Raw genomic sequence first — 16,907 nt, 5'->3', positions numbered from 1 at the left:
TAGAAAGGTAATGGAGGTACGTCATGGCTAAATATACGCCGATGATTGAACAATATTTGAAAGTCAAAGAACAAGCGCGCGATGCGTTTCTTTTTTTCCGCTTGGGCGATTTTTACGAAATGTTTTTCGATGACGCGATCCTTGCGTCGAAGGAATTGGAGATTACGCTGACCGGCCGCGAAGGCGGCGGTGCAGAGAAAATACCGATGTGCGGGGTTCCTTATCATTCCGCTGAAGGTTATATCCAACGGTTGATTGAAAAGGGGTACAAAGTCGCCATCTGCGAACAGATGGAGGATGCTTCGGTCACCAAAGGCATGGTGCGGCGGGAAATCGTCAGGGTCGTCACGCCGGGGACCATCATGGACGGCAAGGTCGTTCACGACAAATCGAACAATTACATGGTGTGCGTAACGGAAGCGGGCGGCTTCATGTCCTTATCCGCATGCGATTTGTCCACCGGTGAGCTCTATGTGACGTCGGTGCCTTCATCGGAGGAATGGCTGAGGGACGAGATTGGCATTTATGAGCCTTCCGAAATTATCGGGGATGCATCGCTGCTTGGGATCATCTCATCGCAGGCGCTGCCGGGCAGCCGAAATATCGTATATACGGCCTGGGATCGAAGAGAAGACGCATTGGTTCGGACCCAATTCGGAGAAGCGGCATGGGCCCGCCTCGAAGAGGAGAGAAGAGCCTGCGTATCCCTGCTCATCTCGTATTTAAGCGAGACGCAGAAACGGTCGCTGGGGCAGCTGACTCAAATCGCTTCCTACGAGCCGGGACAATACATGGTTCTGGATCCGTTCACGAGGCGGAATCTGGAGCTGGTCGAGACGGTTCGTGAACGCTCGAAGAAAGGCTCGCTCCTATGGCTTCTGGATCGTACGGAAACCTCCATGGGAGCCAGACTCCTGCGGCGGAGAATCGATAAACCGCTGCTGTCCCGAAGCCGGATCGAGGAGCGGCTGGAGGCCGTCGAGCATTTGTATAACCAGTACATACTGCGCGAAGATTTGCGGATGGCGCTGAAAGAGATTTACGATTTGGAGCGGCTGGTCGGCCGGATCGCGTTCGGCAGCGCGAACGGACGCGATTTGAATGCGCTCAAGCTGTCATTGCGGCAAATTCCTTCCCTGAAGGAGCTGTGTGCCCAGTCGCCTTCCGAGACGCTGCGGCGCGTGGCAGCGGATACCGATGTTTGCGACGATCTGTGCGAACTGATCGAGAATGCGATTGTGGATGAGCCGCCGGTGTCTGTGCGCGACGGAGGAATCATCAAGCCGGGGTACCACGAACGGCTGGATGAGTTTCGGGAAGCGAGCACCAGCGGCAAACGCTGGATCGCCGAGCTGGAGGCCAAGGAACGTGCCGCTACCGGGATCAAGTCTTTGAAGATCGGTTATAACAAGGTGTTCGGTTATTATATCGAGGTCACCAAATCCAATCTGTCATCCCTGCCGGAAGGCCGCTATGAGCGCAAGCAGACGCTGGCCAACGCGGAGCGTTACGTCACGCCCGAACTGAAGGAGAAAGAAGGACTGATCCTGGAAGCCCAGGAGAAAATGGTGGATCTGGAGTATGCGCTCTTTACCGAGCTGAGGGATAAGCTGAATACCCAAGTGAGCCGGCTGCAGAAACTCGCCGAACGCATCGCCGAGATTGACGTCTATCAGTCGCTGGCTGCCGTCAGCGCGGAGTACCGGTTCGTCAAGCCGGAGCTGAGCGAGGGCTATGATTATATCGTTGAAGGCGGCCGTCATCCAGTGGTGGAAGCCGTCATGAAGGATTCGTCGTTTATCGCCAACGGAACGGATTTACGCAAGGACGGATCTTCGATCCTGCTCATAACGGGTCCGAATATGGCCGGCAAAAGCACGTACATGCGCCAGGTGGCTCTATTATCCATTTTGGCGCAGATGGGCTGCTTTGTCCCGGCGGAGCGGGCGGTTATCCCGCTGGTCGACCGGATCTTTACTCGCATCGGCGCCGCCGACGACCTGATCGGCGGTCAGAGCACCTTCATGGTGGAAATGGCGGATATCCAGGTGATGACGGAAAAAGCGACGCCACGCAGCCTGATCATCATTGATGAGCTTGGGCGCGGTACGTCCACGAGTGAAGGCATGGCCATTGCGCAAGCCGTGATTGAATACGTGCATGATCATATCGGCTGCAAGGCATTGGTATCGACCCATTTCCATGAGCTGGCTCACCTTCAGGAGAGCCTTGGCGGGCTTAAGAATTATTCCATGGCGGTTCAGGAAAGCGGCGACAAGGTGCATTTTCTCCGCAAGCTGATCCCTGGCGCGGCGGACAGCAGCTATGGCATTTATTGTGCCAGACTGGCAGGTTTGCCCGGCAGTATCATTGATCGCGCTTATGGGCTGCTGCAGGGCCTGGAGATGGCTTCCCTGGCCGCAGTGGCATCGGAGCAAGGGATCGCGGTCCATCGGAAGGAGCCGGCGTCCGATGTCTCTTTGGATGTGAGACGCAGCGGTCCGGAAGCTTTGCACGAATTCCGTGAAGAGACGATGCCGTATGCCGGCAGCCTGAACGGAGCAGACCCGAAAGGCGGCGTGGTGCAGCTCTCCATTTTCGGCGAGGAGGAAGTGCCTGAATCCCGGAACGCCAAGATGGGCAAGGATCAGCACTCTTCTCCGCAAGAAGCTGTTCACGATCCTGCTGTTAAGAGCATCATAGATGCCGTCAAAGTTGCCGACGTCATGAACATGACGCCGCTTCAGGCGATGCAGTTCCTGAATGACCTGAAGCTTCAAGCGAAGGATATATGATGTCTGCATGGGAATGAAAAGGAACGGAGGTAGGAACAATGGGGATTATTCGGATTTTGGACGAGCATATTGCAAACCAGATTGCTGCCGGCGAGGTGGTGGAACGGCCTGCCTCCGTTGTCAAGGAGCTGGTCGAGAACGCCATTGATGCCGGGAGCACCAAGATCGACGTCTCGGTCGAAGAGGGCGGACTGGACAGCATTCGCGTGACGGATAACGGCGCGGGCATTGATCCGGAGGATTGCGAGACGGCTTTTTATCGCCATGCGACAAGCAAAATTGCCGAGGGCCGGGATCTGTTTCAGATCACCAGCCTTGGTTTCCGGGGGGAAGCCCTGCCGTCCATAGCAGCCGTCTCGAAGGTGCGCCTGGTTACGTCCAATGCCCAGGATGGCCGCGGACGGAAAATCGAAATCGAAGGCGGCCATCTGCGAGTGAACGAAGAGACGGCCGCGCCCAGAGGAACGGATTTCCTCGTGAAGGAATTGTTTTACAATACGCCGGCAAGGCTGAAATATATGAAAACGATCCAGACCGAATTAGGGCATATATCCGATTATATGTACCGCTTGGCGCTTTCCCGGCCGGATATCGCTTTTACGCTTCGGCATAACGGGAACTCGCTGCTGCAGACGCTGGGCAACGGCGATGCCCTTCAGGTCATAGCGGCCGTATACGGCACCCAATCGGCCAAAGCCATGCTGCCGTTCGAAGCCGAGAATATGGACTATACGTTAAGCGGGTATATCAGCCGTCCGGACTATACCCGGGCCAACCGGAACGGCATGTCGCTCATCATAAACGGGCGGTATATCCGGAACTACGGCTTAATGCAGGCGATATTGAGAGGTTATCATACGCTGCTGCCGATCAACCGGTTTCCGCTCGTCGTCATTCAGCTGTCCATGCATCCTTCGTTGATCGATGTGAATGTGCATCCTTCCAAGCTGGAGGTGCGGTTCAGCAAAGAGCAGGAGCTGTTCGCTTTCGTGGAGGAAGAGGTCCGCAAGGTGCTGCAGCAGGAAATCCTCATTCCGCGTCCGGCCAAACAGAATATCGGCAAAAGCGACAATGCTTATATCCAGGAACAGCTGTCATTTCCACAGGCGCAGGGCCATGTCGGAGCGGCCCGCGGCGGGCAGGATCGGGATCTTGAGATCCCAGGCAGCAACGAGCGATCCGCGGGAGGAAACACGCCGCTTCCAACGCCGCCTGCAGCGTGGCCTGATAAGCAGACCCTTGCACCGTCTCCAACCGGTATCAAGCGTTCTTACGGGGACGGAACAGCAGAAACAGCCGCAGCTTCGCAGATGCGTGAGACGGCCGCTTCGTCTTCGTATCGGAGCGATTACCGCAATGAGGCCAGGGGAGGTGCGGGAATCCCTGCCGTGACGAAGGAGTGGCTGCAGGCCGTTTCAGGGCCGGCTCCCGAAATTCCGCCTTTTCCGGAGCTAACGCTTATCGGCCAGCATCACGGCACCTATCTCATTGCGCAGAATGATACCGGTCTGTATCTGATCGATCAGCATGCCGCGCATGAGCGGATTAACTACGAGTATTACTACGAGCAGTTCGGCAACCCGGCGGACGCCTCGCAGGAGCTGCTCCTGCCGATCACGCTGGAATTCACGCCCTCGGAATCGGAGAAGGTAAAAGAACGGCTGCATTGGTTCGAGAAGGTCGGCGTTTATATGGAGTTTTTTGGCGGCCATACCTTCCTGGTCCGTTCGCACCCCTTCTGGTTCCCTAAAGGCGAAGAGAAGGCCATCATCGAAGAGATGGCCGAATGGGTGCTGAATGAGCGCAATATCGATATAGCCAAGCTGAGAGAAACCTCATCGATCATGTGTTCGTGCAAGGCTTCCATCAAAGCCAACCAGAAGCTGACGGAGCAGGAGGCGATGACGTTGATCCAGCGTTTGGGCGCCTGCCGGCAGCCTTACACCTGTCCGCACGGACGACCGATCGTGGTTTCGTTCTCGGCATACGATTTGGAGAAAATGTTTAAACGCGTCATGTAACAGCAAGGAGGACCTTCATGATCATTACAACTGGAGAAGCGGAAGCGCCGGACATCGTCGAGCGCGCCAAACGTTTAGCCCAGGAAACCGGCTGCCGTTACGTCCAGCGCGGCGGCCATTCATTGCGAAAATTAGCCCGCAGGTTCGGGGACGACGACGTACTGGTGGTACTGAACGGACATGTGCGTTTGAGCGGACCTGGCGGCTCTGTCATGGAATTTCACCCGAGCATGGGCTTTGTCCGATTGAAGCGGGTGCTGAACGGAAAACCCGATCCCATGCTGGAGGCATCGGGGATGGAGGAAGGGGACTCCGTGCTGGATTGCACGGCGGGCCTTGGAGCCGACTCCCTGGTATTCTCGGGCAAGGGAGGGGCGAACAGCCGGATCACCGCCCTGGAAAGCTCGCTGCCTTTGTTTGCGCTGCTGAAAGAGGGGCTACGGACCTATGAAAGCCATCTGGAAGCCAGCGATCAGGCGATGCGGCGAATCGAGGTCAGGCACAGCCATCACCTGGATTATTTGAAATCGCTGCCGGACCAAAGCGTCGACATTGTCTATTTTGACCCGATGTTCCGCGAACCGATCACCGACTCGGCTTCCATCAACCCGTTAAGGCATTATGCTAACGGCGAGCCTTTGGATGCGGAAAGCGTGAGGGAAGCGATCAGGGTCGCGCGCAAAACCGTCGTCATGAAGGAAGCGCGGTCCAGCGGAGAATTCGAGCGGCTCGGCTTTGCACTGCCTGAACGGGGAAAATCCAAAATAACGTACGGAGTGATTTCCATTGACAGATGAAACCAAACCGAAGCTGCTGGTTCTCATCGGACCGACAGCGGTAGGCAAAACCAAAATGAGCATTGAAATTGCGAAGGAATTCGGATGTGAGATTATATCCGGCGATTCGATGCAGGTATACAGGGGCATGGATATTGGCACGGCCAAAATTTCCGAGGAGGAAATGGAAGGCGTCCCCCACCATCTCATTGACATTCACGAACCTGATCACCCGTACTCGGTAGCCGAATTTCAAGAGCAATGCCAGCGGTTGATCGCCGAGATCACGGAACGGGGGAAGCTTCCGTTCATCGTTGGCGGAACCGGGCTTTACGTAGAGTCGGTATGCTACGGTTATCAGTTCAGCGAGACCGGAGCGGATGAAGTTTTTCGGGAGGAGCAGTTCCGCTTCGCCAATGAACATGGAGCAGAGGCTCTCCATCAGAAATTGGCAGAAGCCGATCCTGAAACTGCCGAGCGGCTTCACCCTAACGACCTACGCCGGGTCGTTCGTGCTTTGGAAGTATTGCATGTGACCGGCATCCCACTTTCGGCCCAGCTGGCGCCTCAAACCAAGCAGTCTCCCTATGACTTATGCTTGGTCGGTTTGACAATGGACAGGCAAATGCTATATAACCGTATTGAAGAGCGAATTGACCTTATGCTGAGCCAAGGACTTGTCGATGAGGTGGCGGCGCTCATGGACAAAGGGTTCGCTCCGGGGCTTGTATCCATGCAAGGGCTGGGTTACAAGGAAATCGTGTCGTACCTTAAAGGGGAGTTCAGCTACGAGGAGGCCGTCGTGCTGCTTAAGCGCGATACGCGCCGTTTCGCTAAGCGGCAGCTATCTTGGTTTCGCCACATGAAGGACATCGAGTGGGTAGACGTCACCGACTCGGGAAATTTTTCTGCTAACTATCAAAAAATCCGTGCTATAATAGCAGGAAAGTTTCACTGAAATCTTGAATATATTTTCAAAACAATCTAATTGAACCATTGGGGGTACGGCTAATGAACAAGTCCATTAACATCCAAGACACGTTCTTGAACCAACTGCGCAAAGAGAACATTCCGGCCACGGTATACCTTACAAACGGCTTTCAGATCCGTGGAACGATCAAAGCTTTTGACAATTTTACCATCGTGATTGACAGCGACGGCCGTCAGCAAATGGTGTACAAGCATGCTATCTCCACGTTCATGCCGCAGCGTAATGTGTCCCTGATGCAGGATAACAACAGCGAACAATAGATTTTAGAATGGATTCATAGAGAGCAAAAAATCATACCGCCTTTGATTAATTTGAAACTTTTTGGTTTATAATTCGTTTAGCTTATAAGGAGTGCAGAGAGCAACCTGAGAAGGTTGTTCTTTTCTTTCCGAGGCACCACTCGAGAGTCAGAAGGTTTGATCCCGCAAGGGAGTAAGGAGGGGGACAAATGGCTGGAAAAGATAATCAGATGTCTCGGTTGAATAAAAACAAAGACAACTCGAAGACGTCCAAAACCACGAAACCGAATGCGAAGAAGAAAAAGGGCAAGGGAAAGCGAATTGCATGGGCGCTGTTTTTCACGGCCGTCATTGCGATCTTCTGCGCGCTTGCAGGTTATTTGTTCATCCTGATCAGCGGAGAAAAGCTGCTGGAACAGAATCAGGATAAATTGACCGCTTACGGTACTTCCAAAGTTTATGACCGCAACGGAACGCTGATGGGCGAGTTGTCCCTGCAGAAGAGCGATCCCGTGAAGTACGAGGATATTCCGGAGAAATTGATACAAGCATTCATTGCAACTGAAGATAAACGGTTCATGGAGCATAACGGCGTAGACATGTGGTCGATCGGCCGTGCAGCCGTCAAGGATATCATGGCCCGGTCCATGGTGGAAGGCGGAAGCACGATCACGCAGCAGCTGGCGAAGAATATATTCCTGACCCGGGACAAAACATTCTTCCGTAAGGCGACTGAAATGTCGATCGCGCTGGCGCTTGAGCGTCAGCACAGCAAACAAGAAATTATCGAGATGTATTTGAACCGGATTAACTTCGGCGGACCTTATTACGGCATCAAAGCCGCATCCGAGCGTTATTTCGGCAAGTCGGATCTGAACAAGCTGGATTTATGGGAAATGGCGACGCTTGCGGCAATGCCCAAAGGGCCGTCCCGCTATAATCCGCTCAAGAATCCCGACCTTTCCAAAGAGCGGCGCGCGGTCGTCCTTACCCTGATGGAACAACAGGGATATATCACGGCCGAAGAGGCAGCGGAAGCCAAGAAGGTGGACTATGCCTATACGCCGCCTGAAAGACAACAGAAGTATACGGCGTTTATCGATTATGTCATGGAAGAGGCCGAAGAGAAGTGGGGCCTTACCGAGGATGACGTTAACATTGGCGGTTATCAGATTTATACCACGATGGACGTGAATGCCCAGACGGCCATGGAAGAGGAATTCAATAATCCGGCCAACTTCGAAGAAAGTCCCGATGACGTGCAGGTTGAAGGCTCCATGGTCATCATTAACCAAGAGACCGGCGGGATCGTCGCCATGGTCGGCGGTCGGGAGTATACGCGCGGCGGGTTCAGCCGGGCTACCGACAGCCGTCGTCAGCCGGGCTCCGCTTTGAAGCCGATTGTATCCTACGCACCGGCGCTCGAATCCGGCAAATTTACGAAGGATTCGAGACTCAGCAACAAAAAGCAGTGTTTCGGCAGCAATTACTGTCCGAATAACCTGCACGGTTACTCGGAGACGATCGGCATGCCGGAAGCGATTCAGCGTTCCGAGAACATCCCGGCCGTATGGCTGTTGAACCAAATCGGCGTGAAAACCGGATTTGATTTCGCCCAAAGTCTCGGCATCAAGATGTCCGAAGGGGATGCGAACCTATCCTTGGCCCTCGGCGGCATGGATACCGGTACGAACACCTTTGAGATGGCTCAAGCTTTCAGCGCTTTTGCCAATGGCGGAGAATTCAAAGAGGCATTTGCGATCAAACAAATTAAAGACAACAAAGGCAAGGTTGTGCATGAGAACAAAGGCAGCAAAGGGAAGCGCGTGATGAGCGAGACGACGGCTTCGCAAATGACGGACATGATGCGCCGCGTCGTAGAGGACGGAACGGGTAAGAATGCCCGGATCAGCCGTCCGGTAGCCGGTAAGACGGGAACCACGCAGAGCGGCTACAAGGGCGTCAGCTCGAACCGCGACGTATGGTTTGTCGGCTATACGCCGGAATTAACGGCAGCTGTATGGATGGGTTACGATAATCCTGACCGCCAGCATCTGCTGAAGCGAAGCAGCTCGATCTCTGCTTCCTTATGGGGCAAAGTGATGGAGAAGGCGGTTCAAGGCTATGAAGCCAAGAATTTCCCGAATGTCGAGCCGGTACAGCCGCCTGTAGAAGAACCGGCATTAAGCGCAGTCAGCGGTTTGACGGGCTCTTATAACGGGGAGACCCAGACCGTATCACTGAGCTGGAATCCGGTTCAAGGCAATGTTCAGTACCGCATATACCGTAAGGAAACGTCCGAGTCCGAGTACACGCGCATCCTCGATTCTTTGGGTGGAACCTCCATTGAGGATATGAGTGCGATGGAAGGATTGACATACGATTATTACGTAACGGCCTTCGATCCATCAACCGGCGATGAATCGGAACCTTCGAACATTTTGCAGATCGTGGCTGTTTCCGAGGAATTGCCGCCTGAGGATCTGGAACCCGATCCGGGAGACACTCAAGAACCGCCACCGGTGGATAATGGTGAGAACGGGGAAGGAAACGAGATACCGGGTAATGAGAATGGTAACGGCAATGGGAATGGTAACGGCAACGGCAACGGTTCGGGCGAACCGGGCAATGGCGAAGGCCATGGGAATGGAAACGGAAACGGAAACGGAAACGGAAACGGAACGACTCCGCCTGACAATGGAAACGGAGCTGGGAATGGTCAGGATGGCCAAAATCCCGGCGACGGAACGGATGGCTCAGGAGATGGAACGAGCTCCGGTGACGGTGGCACGGGAGGAACCGACACGGATAGCGGCAATATCCCTACGGTTCCGGGAACGATCGTGGATCCGTCGGATCCGGCGAACGCGCCTGACCAGTCCCAAGACAGCCCATAATAAATTCGGAAGCCTCCGCATGTTTGCGGAGGCTTCTTTGTTTTGAGTGTGTTACCCAAATGTGGTAAGCTGGGAATACGAATGGGGAGGAAAAGTTCCATGAAACGTAAATTCGGAGATCGGGCGAATTGGCGCCGTATCACGCGCCGGCACTTCACTTCCCGGTATGTGGAATGTGAGCAATTTACAGGGTATCTCACGTTATATACCATCTATGGCCTGAAAGAACCGTTGTGGAAGACGTATGGCCGTCATACTTACCGAATCGCGGACAAAGGCTATTCATGGCTGCAGTATTATCCCAAGGACAGCCATTACATCGTTACGGCCATGTTTGACGACAAGCGAAATATTGTTCAATGGTATATCGATATTTGCAAGAAACAGGGTGTAACCGATCAGGGCGTTCCATGGTTTGACGATCTATACCTGGACGTTGTGGTCGTCAAGAATGGCGAAGTGTTCTTGCTGGATGAAGATGAGCTTGAGGATGCCCTGCGCCGGAATGATATTACCCGGGATGATTACAGGCTTGCCAAGGTGACTGCTCGGAACCTGCTTCGGGCCATCGACGCACATGAATTTCCTTACTTTATGATGTCACTGAAGCATCGCGACCAGTTATTTCATAACGGAGAGTTCAGGAGGAAGAAATAATGCGTCAGGAAATACATAAAGGCCTGCCGACCGCAGGCACAAGAAAGAGAGCGTGGTATCGGCGAGGGATCTATACCCTGCTCTCGCTCGTCGTTCTCGGAGTTTTATGGTCAGGTTATGCGTATTGGAAAATCGAAAGCGCCGTCAGCAGACCGGCGGAGAAAGCGGACGTCGGCATCATTTTGGGCGCCTCCATGTGGGGGGATCAACCAAGTCCCGGCCTTCGCGAACGCCTTGAGCATGCGCTGGTTGAGTACAATGCCGGTCGATTTGATACCTTCATTGTTACAGGCGGTCTGGATAAACCCGACTACAATTATACCGAAGCCGAGGGGATGAGAAACTTCCTGGTCGAGGCAGGGGTGCCCGAAGAACGAATCTTCCTTGAGAACGAAGCTACGAGCACTTACGAGAATTTGCTATACAGCCAAGCGATCATGGAGGAGCACGGGTGGAACACCGCTATCATTGTAACCCATGATTACCACGGGACGAGGGCCATGGAGGTCGCAACAGCCCTTGGCTACGATCAACCCTCGATGTCGCTGACGGAATCTACCGTTCTGCCCATGGCCAAGCACAAGTCCCGGGAAGTGCTGGCTTATACGAAATGGACGGCGGATCGGCTGTTGATCGCCATGGGTGTCCTATGAGGACGAAACTTCTAATAAGCAGGCTGTAAATAGAATACATTGGAATAGATAGTCAGCCCTTTGGATAAAGAGGTGAGGAGCAATGAACGGGCGTGTAACGGCCGCTAACGGCCGATCTGAAGGACGGCCATCCCGGCAGATAAATGTCGTGCTCCGCAGCGCGGAACCCCCACTCATCAGCAGTGCGGTTCCGGAACGCGAACCGGCCCCTTCGCCGAACCCTGTTTCCCAGCACAGTCTATTCCAGGAAATACAAAAAGAGCTGGATCAGCTGGTAGGTCTCGAACAGATCAAAGACCTGGTGTTTGAAATCTATGCTCTGCTTCAAGTAGCCCAGATGCGTTCGGAAGCAGGCTTATTAAGCGGCGGTCATGTATACCATATGATTTTCAAAGGAAATCCCGGTACGGGCAAAACGACGGTCGCCCGCATCGTGGCGAAGCTGTTTCAGAAGATGGGCGTGCTGAATAAGGGTCATCTGGTCGAAGTGGAGCGGGCGGACCTCGTAGGCGAATATATCGGCCACACGGCACAAAAGACCAGGGAACTGGTCAAGAAGGCGTTGGGTGGCATTTTGTTCATCGACGAGGCCTACAGCCTCGCGCGCGGAGGCGAGAAGGATTTTGGCAAGGAAGCGATCGATACGCTTGTCAAAGCCATGGAGGATCATAAAAACCAGTTCATTCTTATTCTGGCGGGTTACAGCGACGAGATCGATTTTTTTATGGATTCGAATCCCGGTCTCTATTCCCGTTTTCCGATCCAGATGGACTTCCCCGATTACAATCTGGATCAACTGATCCAGATTTCCGAGCTGATGGCGAAGGAGAGGGATTATATCTTGATGCCGCAGTCGCTGACCAAGCTCAAGGAACACCTGCAGATGGAGAAGGATCACGGACTACACGCCTTCAGTAATGCACGTTATGTAAGGAATGTCATCGAGAAATCGATAAGGAATCAATCGGTTCGGCTGCTGAATCAGTACGTAACCGGAAATCCCGGCAAGCTGGAGCTTATGACCCTGCGGCCGGAGGACTTTAAGTTAAACGGAAAATTACAATGATTTTAAGCTTGTCTTCGAACATAATGAAGGGGTAACGCTGCTTTCTTTGGATCATAATGTTTATTGCAGGCAGCAGCGGTTAGTTAAATTAGGAGACGTATCGTTAGAAGGAGTTGGCTATATGACAAATATAACGCATGATACCCGGACAGAGATCGAAGATAAGGCCGTTCTGGTCAGTTTGGTAACGGACGCGGTTAAACGCACCGGGATTAATCCGGAACACTCGCTGCAGGAGCTGGTTCAGCTGGCCGAAACCGCTGGAGTAGAGGTGCTGGATGTCATTACGCAAAATAGGGAAGTGCCGGATTCCAAATGGTTCATCGGCAAAGGGAAAGTCGAAGAGCTGCGCATGGCGGTTGATGGCTTAGGCGCAACCACGGCCATATTCGACCAGGAATTATCGGGGGCGCAGGTTCGAAATCTGGAAGAATCGCTTGATGTCAAGATTATCGACCGGACTCAATTGATTCTGGATATTTTCGCGCAGCGGGCGAAAACGCGTGAGGGAATTATCCAGGTGGAGCTGGCCCAGCTTACGTACCTGCTCCCGAGGTTGTCGGGACATGGCAAAAATCTGTCCAGGCTCGGAGCGGGAATCGGGACGCGCGGACCGGGGGAGAGCAAGCTCGAAACCGACCGCAGGCATATTCGCGACAGAATCAGCGATCTGAAGCGGCAGTTGGATGAAGTCACCCGGCATCGGACGCTCCATCGGGAACGCCGGAAGAAGAGCGGGGCCGTGCAGGTTGCGCTTGTTGGTTACACCAATGCCGGCAAATCGACTTTGTTGAATCGGTTAACGGCCGCAGACGTTTACATCGAAAATCAATTGTTTGCGACGCTGGATCCCACTTCGCGCGTGCTCGAGCTGCCAAGCGGCAAAGAAGTCGTGCTTACGGATACCGTAGGATTCATACAGAATCTTCCCCATGATCTGGTGGCTGCGTTCCGTGCGACGCTGGAAGAAGCAAACGAAGCCGATCTGATCCTTCATGTCGTGGATGCTTCTTCACCTATGCGGGACGAACAGATGGCAGTGGTTCAGTCCATTCTTCAGGATTTGGGTGCCGCCGATAAACCTCAAATCGTCCTGTTTAACAAAAAGGATGCATGTGAGCCGGGGCAGTTGGAAATGCTGCCGACGGGTGAGGGGCAATTAAAGATCAGCGCGTACGTTGATGAGGATTTGGAATCGGTGCGCGAAGCGATTCAGGACCGGCTCTCCGGAGGCAACGTCACGTTCCGGATTCCGGCCGACCGCGGCGATTTGAACTCGGTAGTATACCGGGTCGGAGACGTGCTGGAGCAGTCTTTTGACGAGAATGATATCCTCTATGAGGTCCGGATCAATAAAGCGGATTATGAAAAGATGGGTTATTTGCTTCATAAGTACGTTCAGAATGGATCTTAAGCATAGGAGTAAATGCGCATAAGCCCCTGTTCAGGGGCTTATATTGCGTGTTCGGGGCGGTTTTGAAACGTTGATGAGTTCTATGTAACAAAAATATGTGTTAAGATGTGAGACATCATGTGTATAAGAGGAGAGAGCAGTTCGTCATGGCAAGATTTTCGCAAGATATACTTGAATTGAGCAGTGAGATTGAGTCCAAAATCAGTCGGCGTATACGGGAGATTGACACCATTGTTGATTTTAATCAGTGGAAGGTCATTGATGCTTTCCAGAAGTTTCAGGTGAGTGATTTCCATTTTGCGGGTTCCACCGGCTATGCCTATAATGATCGTGGCCGTGAAGTGCTGGATGAAGTTTACGCTGACGTATTCAGAGCCGAATCTGCCCTGGTCCGGCCCCATTTTGCTTCGGGAACCCATACGATCTCGACGGCTTTGTTTGGTGTATTACGACCGGGAGATGAGCTGCTGTATATTACAGGGCGTCCCTACGATACGCTGCATAAAGTCATTGGCGAGCCCGGGGACGGCACCGGATCGCTGCGCGATTTCGGTATCGGCTATCGTGAGGTGGCCCTGACAGAACAAGGGGACATTGATTGGGAGCGGGTTGAGAGTGCCATTGCGCCTTCAACGAAAGTTATCGGTATCCAGCGTTCCCGGGGATATGATTGGCGGTCTTCGTTTACCGTTGCCCAGATTGGCGAGATGGTAAGCCGTATACGGTCCATTCGCGAGGATGTAATCGTGTTTGTGGATAACTGCTACGGTGAGTTTACGGAGCGTCTGGAACCGACGGAGGTCGGCGTTGATCTGATGGCGGGTTCCCTAATCAAAAATCCTGGCGGCGGCATTGCCGAAACCGGCGGCTACATATGCGGCAAAGCAGCCTATGTCGAGCAGGCGGCGTATCGGTTGACTGCACCCGGAATCGGACGTGAAGTAGGGGCTATGCTGGGAACAACCCGAGGAATCTATCAGGGCTTATTCCTGGCACCTTCCACCGTCGGGCAAGCCATTAAGGGAAGCGTCTATGCTGCTGCGATGTTTGAAGCCGTGGGATTTACGACCAAGCCGGGCTGGCAGGATGAGCGTACCGATTTGATCCAGGCGGTATCTTTTAGCGGAGCGGAACATCTGATCGCTTTTGTACAAGGGATTCAACGGGCCGCTGCCGTGGACAGCCATGTGGTTCCCGAACCTTGGGATATGCCGGGATATGAGCATCCGGTGATCATGGCGGCAGGCACGTTCATTCAGGGAGGAAGCCTGGAATTGTCCGCGGATGCGCCTATCCGTTCACCCTATATCGGCTACATGCAGGGTGGTTTGACTTATTCTCATGTTAAATATGGGGTACTTATGGCACTCCAAAGCATGAAAGATCGTAAACTATTGTAAGTTATCCTTACATGCGGTTGACGTGGCTGATCAGGAAATGTACAATAGGATCAGAATAACCACTTGGAAGGTTGATGAGATATGGGTGATGAGATTCGGAGGAATATGGCGTTATTTCCGATAGGCATTGTTATGAAGCTTACGGATCTATCTGCCAGACAAATTCGCTATTATGAGCAGCATAATTTAATTGTCCCAGCCCGTACGTCGGGCAACCAACGCCTGTTTTCCTTCAATGATGTGGAGCGACTGCTAGAGATTAAGGCTTTGATTGAAAAAGGCGTGAACATTGCCGGTATTAAGCAAGTCATGAACCCGGTCACGAAAGAGTCTGAAGAGGCTACCGTCATTACGCCGGATACGGAGAACAGACGCCGTGAGATGTCGGAGTCGCAGCTGCGCCGTTTGCTGAAGCAGGAATTGATTACCGCTAAAAGACCGGGTCAGGTTTCATTGATTCAAGGGGAATTATCCCGGTTTTTTAATAAATAGGATTGCCATGCTGTCATTCTTCATGGAGTCTAGTTTTTTATTTAAAAAGGAGAGGATAAAGTGAGTTATACCAGAGAGGACATTCTACGCATCGCCAAAGAAGAAAATGTTCGATTTATCCGCTTGCAATTTACAGATTTGCTGGGAACGATCAAAAACGTTGAAATTCCGGTAAGCCAGCTGCCTAAAGCGCTTGATAATAAAATGATGTTTGACGGTTCTTCCATCGAAGGGTATGTGCGTATCGAGGAATCCGATATGTACCTGTACCCGGATCTGGATACCTTCATGATCTTCCCTTGGGTATCCGAGGATCGCGTCGCACGTCTGATCTGTGATGTTTACATGCCGGACGGCACCCCGTTTGCGGGAGATCCGCGCGGCATTCTGAAGAGAGCACTGAAGGAAGCCGAAGAGATGGGCTTCACTTCCATGAATGTCGGTCCGGAGCCGGAATTCTTCCTGTTCAAAACCGACGAAAAAGGCAATCCGACGATGGAGCTGAATGACCAAGGCGGATACTTTGACCTGGCGCCTACGGATCTCGGCGAGAACTGCCGCCGTGACATCGTGCTGACGCTGGAAGAGATGGGCTTCGAAATCGAAGCTTCTCACCATGAGGTTGCGCCTGGCCAGCACGAAATCGACTTCAAGTACGCAGATGCGATCAAAGCGGCTGACCAGATTCAAACCTTTAAATTGGTTGTTAAGACGATCGCTCGTCAGCATGGACTGATTGCAACGTTTATGCCAAAACCGCTATTCGGCGTAAACGGCTCCGGCATGCACTGCAACCAATCGCTCTTCAAAGGCGGCGAGAACGCGTTCGTTGATGAGAGCGACGAGCTTGGCCTGAGCGTAACGGCTCGGAACTATATGGCGGGTATTCTTAAGCATGCACGCGCGTTTGCTGCGATCACGAACCCGACGGTGAACTCGTACAAGCGTCTCGTGCCTGGTTACGAAGCACCTTGCTACGTGGCATGGTCTGCAAGTAACCGCAGCCCGATGATTCGTATTCCAGCATCCCGCGGTCTGAGCACGCGCATCGAAGTGCGTAACCCGGATCCGGCTGCGAATCCGTATCTGGCTCTGGCAGTCATGCTGAAAGCTGGCTTGGACGGCGTTAAGCGTGAGCTGTCGCTTCCGGCACCGATCGACCGCAACATCTACGTGATGACGGAAGAAGAGCGCATCGAGGAAGGCATCCCAAGCTTGCCGGCAAACCTGAAGGAAGCGCTCAACGAATTGATCCGCAGCGAAGTCATTTCCGATGCACTCGGTGACCATGCGCTGGCTCACTTCTACGAGCTGAAAGAGATCGAATGGGATATGTATAGAACGCAAGTTCACCAATGGGAACGCGATCAGTACATTACGATGTATTAATAGAGGAATCCCCGCTGCTAAGTGGCAGCGGGGATTTTTTTGTCTAAACCGTAAGTACGTTTTTAGCTTACGTGTTTGAACAACTCAGGTATTATAACTTTTAGTCATTAAGGTCTT

General features: G+C 53.0%; 13 protein-coding genes. All 13 read left to right on the top strand.

All coding sequences use genetic code 11. From position 1 onward, the window contains the following. Positions 1–23: 23 nt before the first annotated feature. Complete coding sequence (gene mutS, locus AC3RCL_RS18635) at positions 24–2,795, top strand: DNA mismatch repair protein MutS (protein ID WP_492531279.1); 2,772 nt, start codon at positions 24–26, stop codon at positions 2,793–2,795. Positions 2,796–2,833: 38 nt separating this feature from the next. Continuing rightward, positions 2,834–4,816, top strand: a complete 1,983-nt coding sequence (mutL, locus tag AC3RCL_RS18630; protein WP_492531277.1) for a DNA mismatch repair endonuclease MutL — start codon at positions 2,834–2,836, stop codon at positions 4,814–4,816. A 17-nt stretch (positions 4,817–4,833) separates the two neighbouring features. Then, positions 4,834–5,613 carry a class I SAM-dependent methyltransferase gene (locus tag AC3RCL_RS18625; RefSeq protein ID WP_015734657.1) on the top strand — a complete coding sequence of 260 codons (780 nt, stop codon included), beginning with the start codon at positions 4,834–4,836 and terminating at the stop codon, positions 5,611–5,613. Continuing rightward, entirely contained in the window at positions 5,603–6,550 is a 948-nt protein-coding gene (gene miaA, locus AC3RCL_RS18620) for a tRNA (adenosine(37)-N6)-dimethylallyltransferase MiaA (RefSeq protein ID WP_492531274.1), read from the top strand. The genes AC3RCL_RS18625 and miaA overlap by 11 nt, the downstream gene beginning before the upstream one ends. Before the next feature lie 53 nt (positions 6,551–6,603). After that, positions 6,604–6,843, top strand: coding sequence for an RNA chaperone Hfq (gene hfq, locus AC3RCL_RS18615; protein WP_009590863.1), 240 nt, complete (start codon positions 6,604–6,606; stop codon positions 6,841–6,843). Positions 6,844–7,031: 188 nt separating this feature from the next. Beyond that, positions 7,032–9,719: a transglycosylase domain-containing protein gene (locus AC3RCL_RS18610; protein WP_492531272.1), complete on the top strand. Its 2,688-nt coding sequence runs from the start codon at positions 7,032–7,034 to the stop codon at positions 9,717–9,719. 99 nt (positions 9,720–9,818) lie between these two features. Continuing rightward, positions 9,819–10,376 carry a ribonuclease FAU-1 family protein gene (locus tag AC3RCL_RS18605; protein ID WP_015734660.1) on the top strand — a complete coding sequence of 186 codons (558 nt, stop codon included), beginning with the start codon at positions 9,819–9,821 and terminating at the stop codon, positions 10,374–10,376. Further along, positions 10,376–11,029: a YdcF family protein gene (locus AC3RCL_RS18600; protein ID WP_192572408.1), complete on the top strand. Its 654-nt coding sequence runs from the start codon at positions 10,376–10,378 to the stop codon at positions 11,027–11,029. The genes AC3RCL_RS18605 and AC3RCL_RS18600 overlap by 1 nt, the downstream gene beginning before the upstream one ends. Before the next feature lie 82 nt (positions 11,030–11,111). After that, entirely contained in the window at positions 11,112–12,095 is a 984-nt protein-coding gene (locus AC3RCL_RS18595) for an AAA family ATPase (protein ID WP_213577879.1), read from the top strand. Between the two features lie 121 nt (positions 12,096–12,216). Then, positions 12,217–13,509 (top strand): GTPase HflX, encoded by a 1,293-nt coding sequence (gene hflX / locus AC3RCL_RS18590; protein WP_492531268.1) that lies wholly within the window; start codon positions 12,217–12,219, stop codon positions 13,507–13,509. 146 nt (positions 13,510–13,655) lie between these two features. Further along, on the top strand, positions 13,656–14,909 hold the full coding sequence (locus tag AC3RCL_RS18585) for a methionine gamma-lyase family protein (protein WP_192572406.1): 1,254 nt from the start codon (positions 13,656–13,658) through the stop codon (positions 14,907–14,909). Between the two features lie 81 nt (positions 14,910–14,990). Further along, complete coding sequence (locus AC3RCL_RS18580; RefSeq protein WP_006209652.1) at positions 14,991–15,401, top strand: MerR family transcriptional regulator; 411 nt, start codon at positions 14,991–14,993, stop codon at positions 15,399–15,401. A gap of 60 nt (positions 15,402–15,461) precedes the next feature. Further along, positions 15,462–16,790 carry a type I glutamate--ammonia ligase gene (gene glnA, locus AC3RCL_RS18575; protein WP_015734665.1) on the top strand — a complete coding sequence of 443 codons (1,329 nt, stop codon included), beginning with the start codon at positions 15,462–15,464 and terminating at the stop codon, positions 16,788–16,790. Positions 16,791–16,907: the final 117 nt, after the last annotated feature.

Source organism: Paenibacillus sp. MT86 (assembly GCF_058792535.1).
The sequence above is the reverse complement of the archived record's forward strand: the minus strand, read 5'-3'. Positions and strand labels throughout refer to the sequence as shown.

Bases quoted from the DNA above. Each gene is read 5' to 3' on its own strand.
- AC3RCL_RS18610 (WP_492531272.1), top strand. From the start codon at position 7,032: ATGGCTGGAAAAGATAATCAGATGTCTCGGTTGAATAAAAACAAAGAC.
- AC3RCL_RS18595 (WP_213577879.1), top strand. From the start codon at position 11,112: ATGAACGGGCGTGTAACGGCCGCTAACGGCCGATCTGAAGGACGGCCA.
- mutL (WP_492531277.1), top strand. From the start codon at position 2,834: ATGGGGATTATTCGGATTTTGGACGAGCATATTGCAAACCAGATTGCT.
- AC3RCL_RS18585 (WP_192572406.1), top strand. From the start codon at position 13,656: ATGGCAAGATTTTCGCAAGATATACTTGAATTGAGCAGTGAGATTGAG.
- mutS (WP_492531279.1), top strand. From the start codon at position 24: ATGGCTAAATATACGCCGATGATTGAACAATATTTGAAAGTCAAAGAA.
- AC3RCL_RS18605 (WP_015734660.1), top strand. From the start codon at position 9,819: ATGAAACGTAAATTCGGAGATCGGGCGAATTGGCGCCGTATCACGCGC.
- hflX (WP_492531268.1), top strand. From the start codon at position 12,217: ATGACAAATATAACGCATGATACCCGGACAGAGATCGAAGATAAGGCC.
- AC3RCL_RS18625 (WP_015734657.1), top strand. From the start codon at position 4,834: ATGATCATTACAACTGGAGAAGCGGAAGCGCCGGACATCGTCGAGCGC.
- AC3RCL_RS18580 (WP_006209652.1), top strand. From the start codon at position 14,991: ATGGGTGATGAGATTCGGAGGAATATGGCGTTATTTCCGATAGGCATT.
- hfq (WP_009590863.1), top strand. From the start codon at position 6,604: ATGAACAAGTCCATTAACATCCAAGACACGTTCTTGAACCAACTGCGC.
- AC3RCL_RS18600 (WP_192572408.1), top strand. From the start codon at position 10,376: ATGCGTCAGGAAATACATAAAGGCCTGCCGACCGCAGGCACAAGAAAG.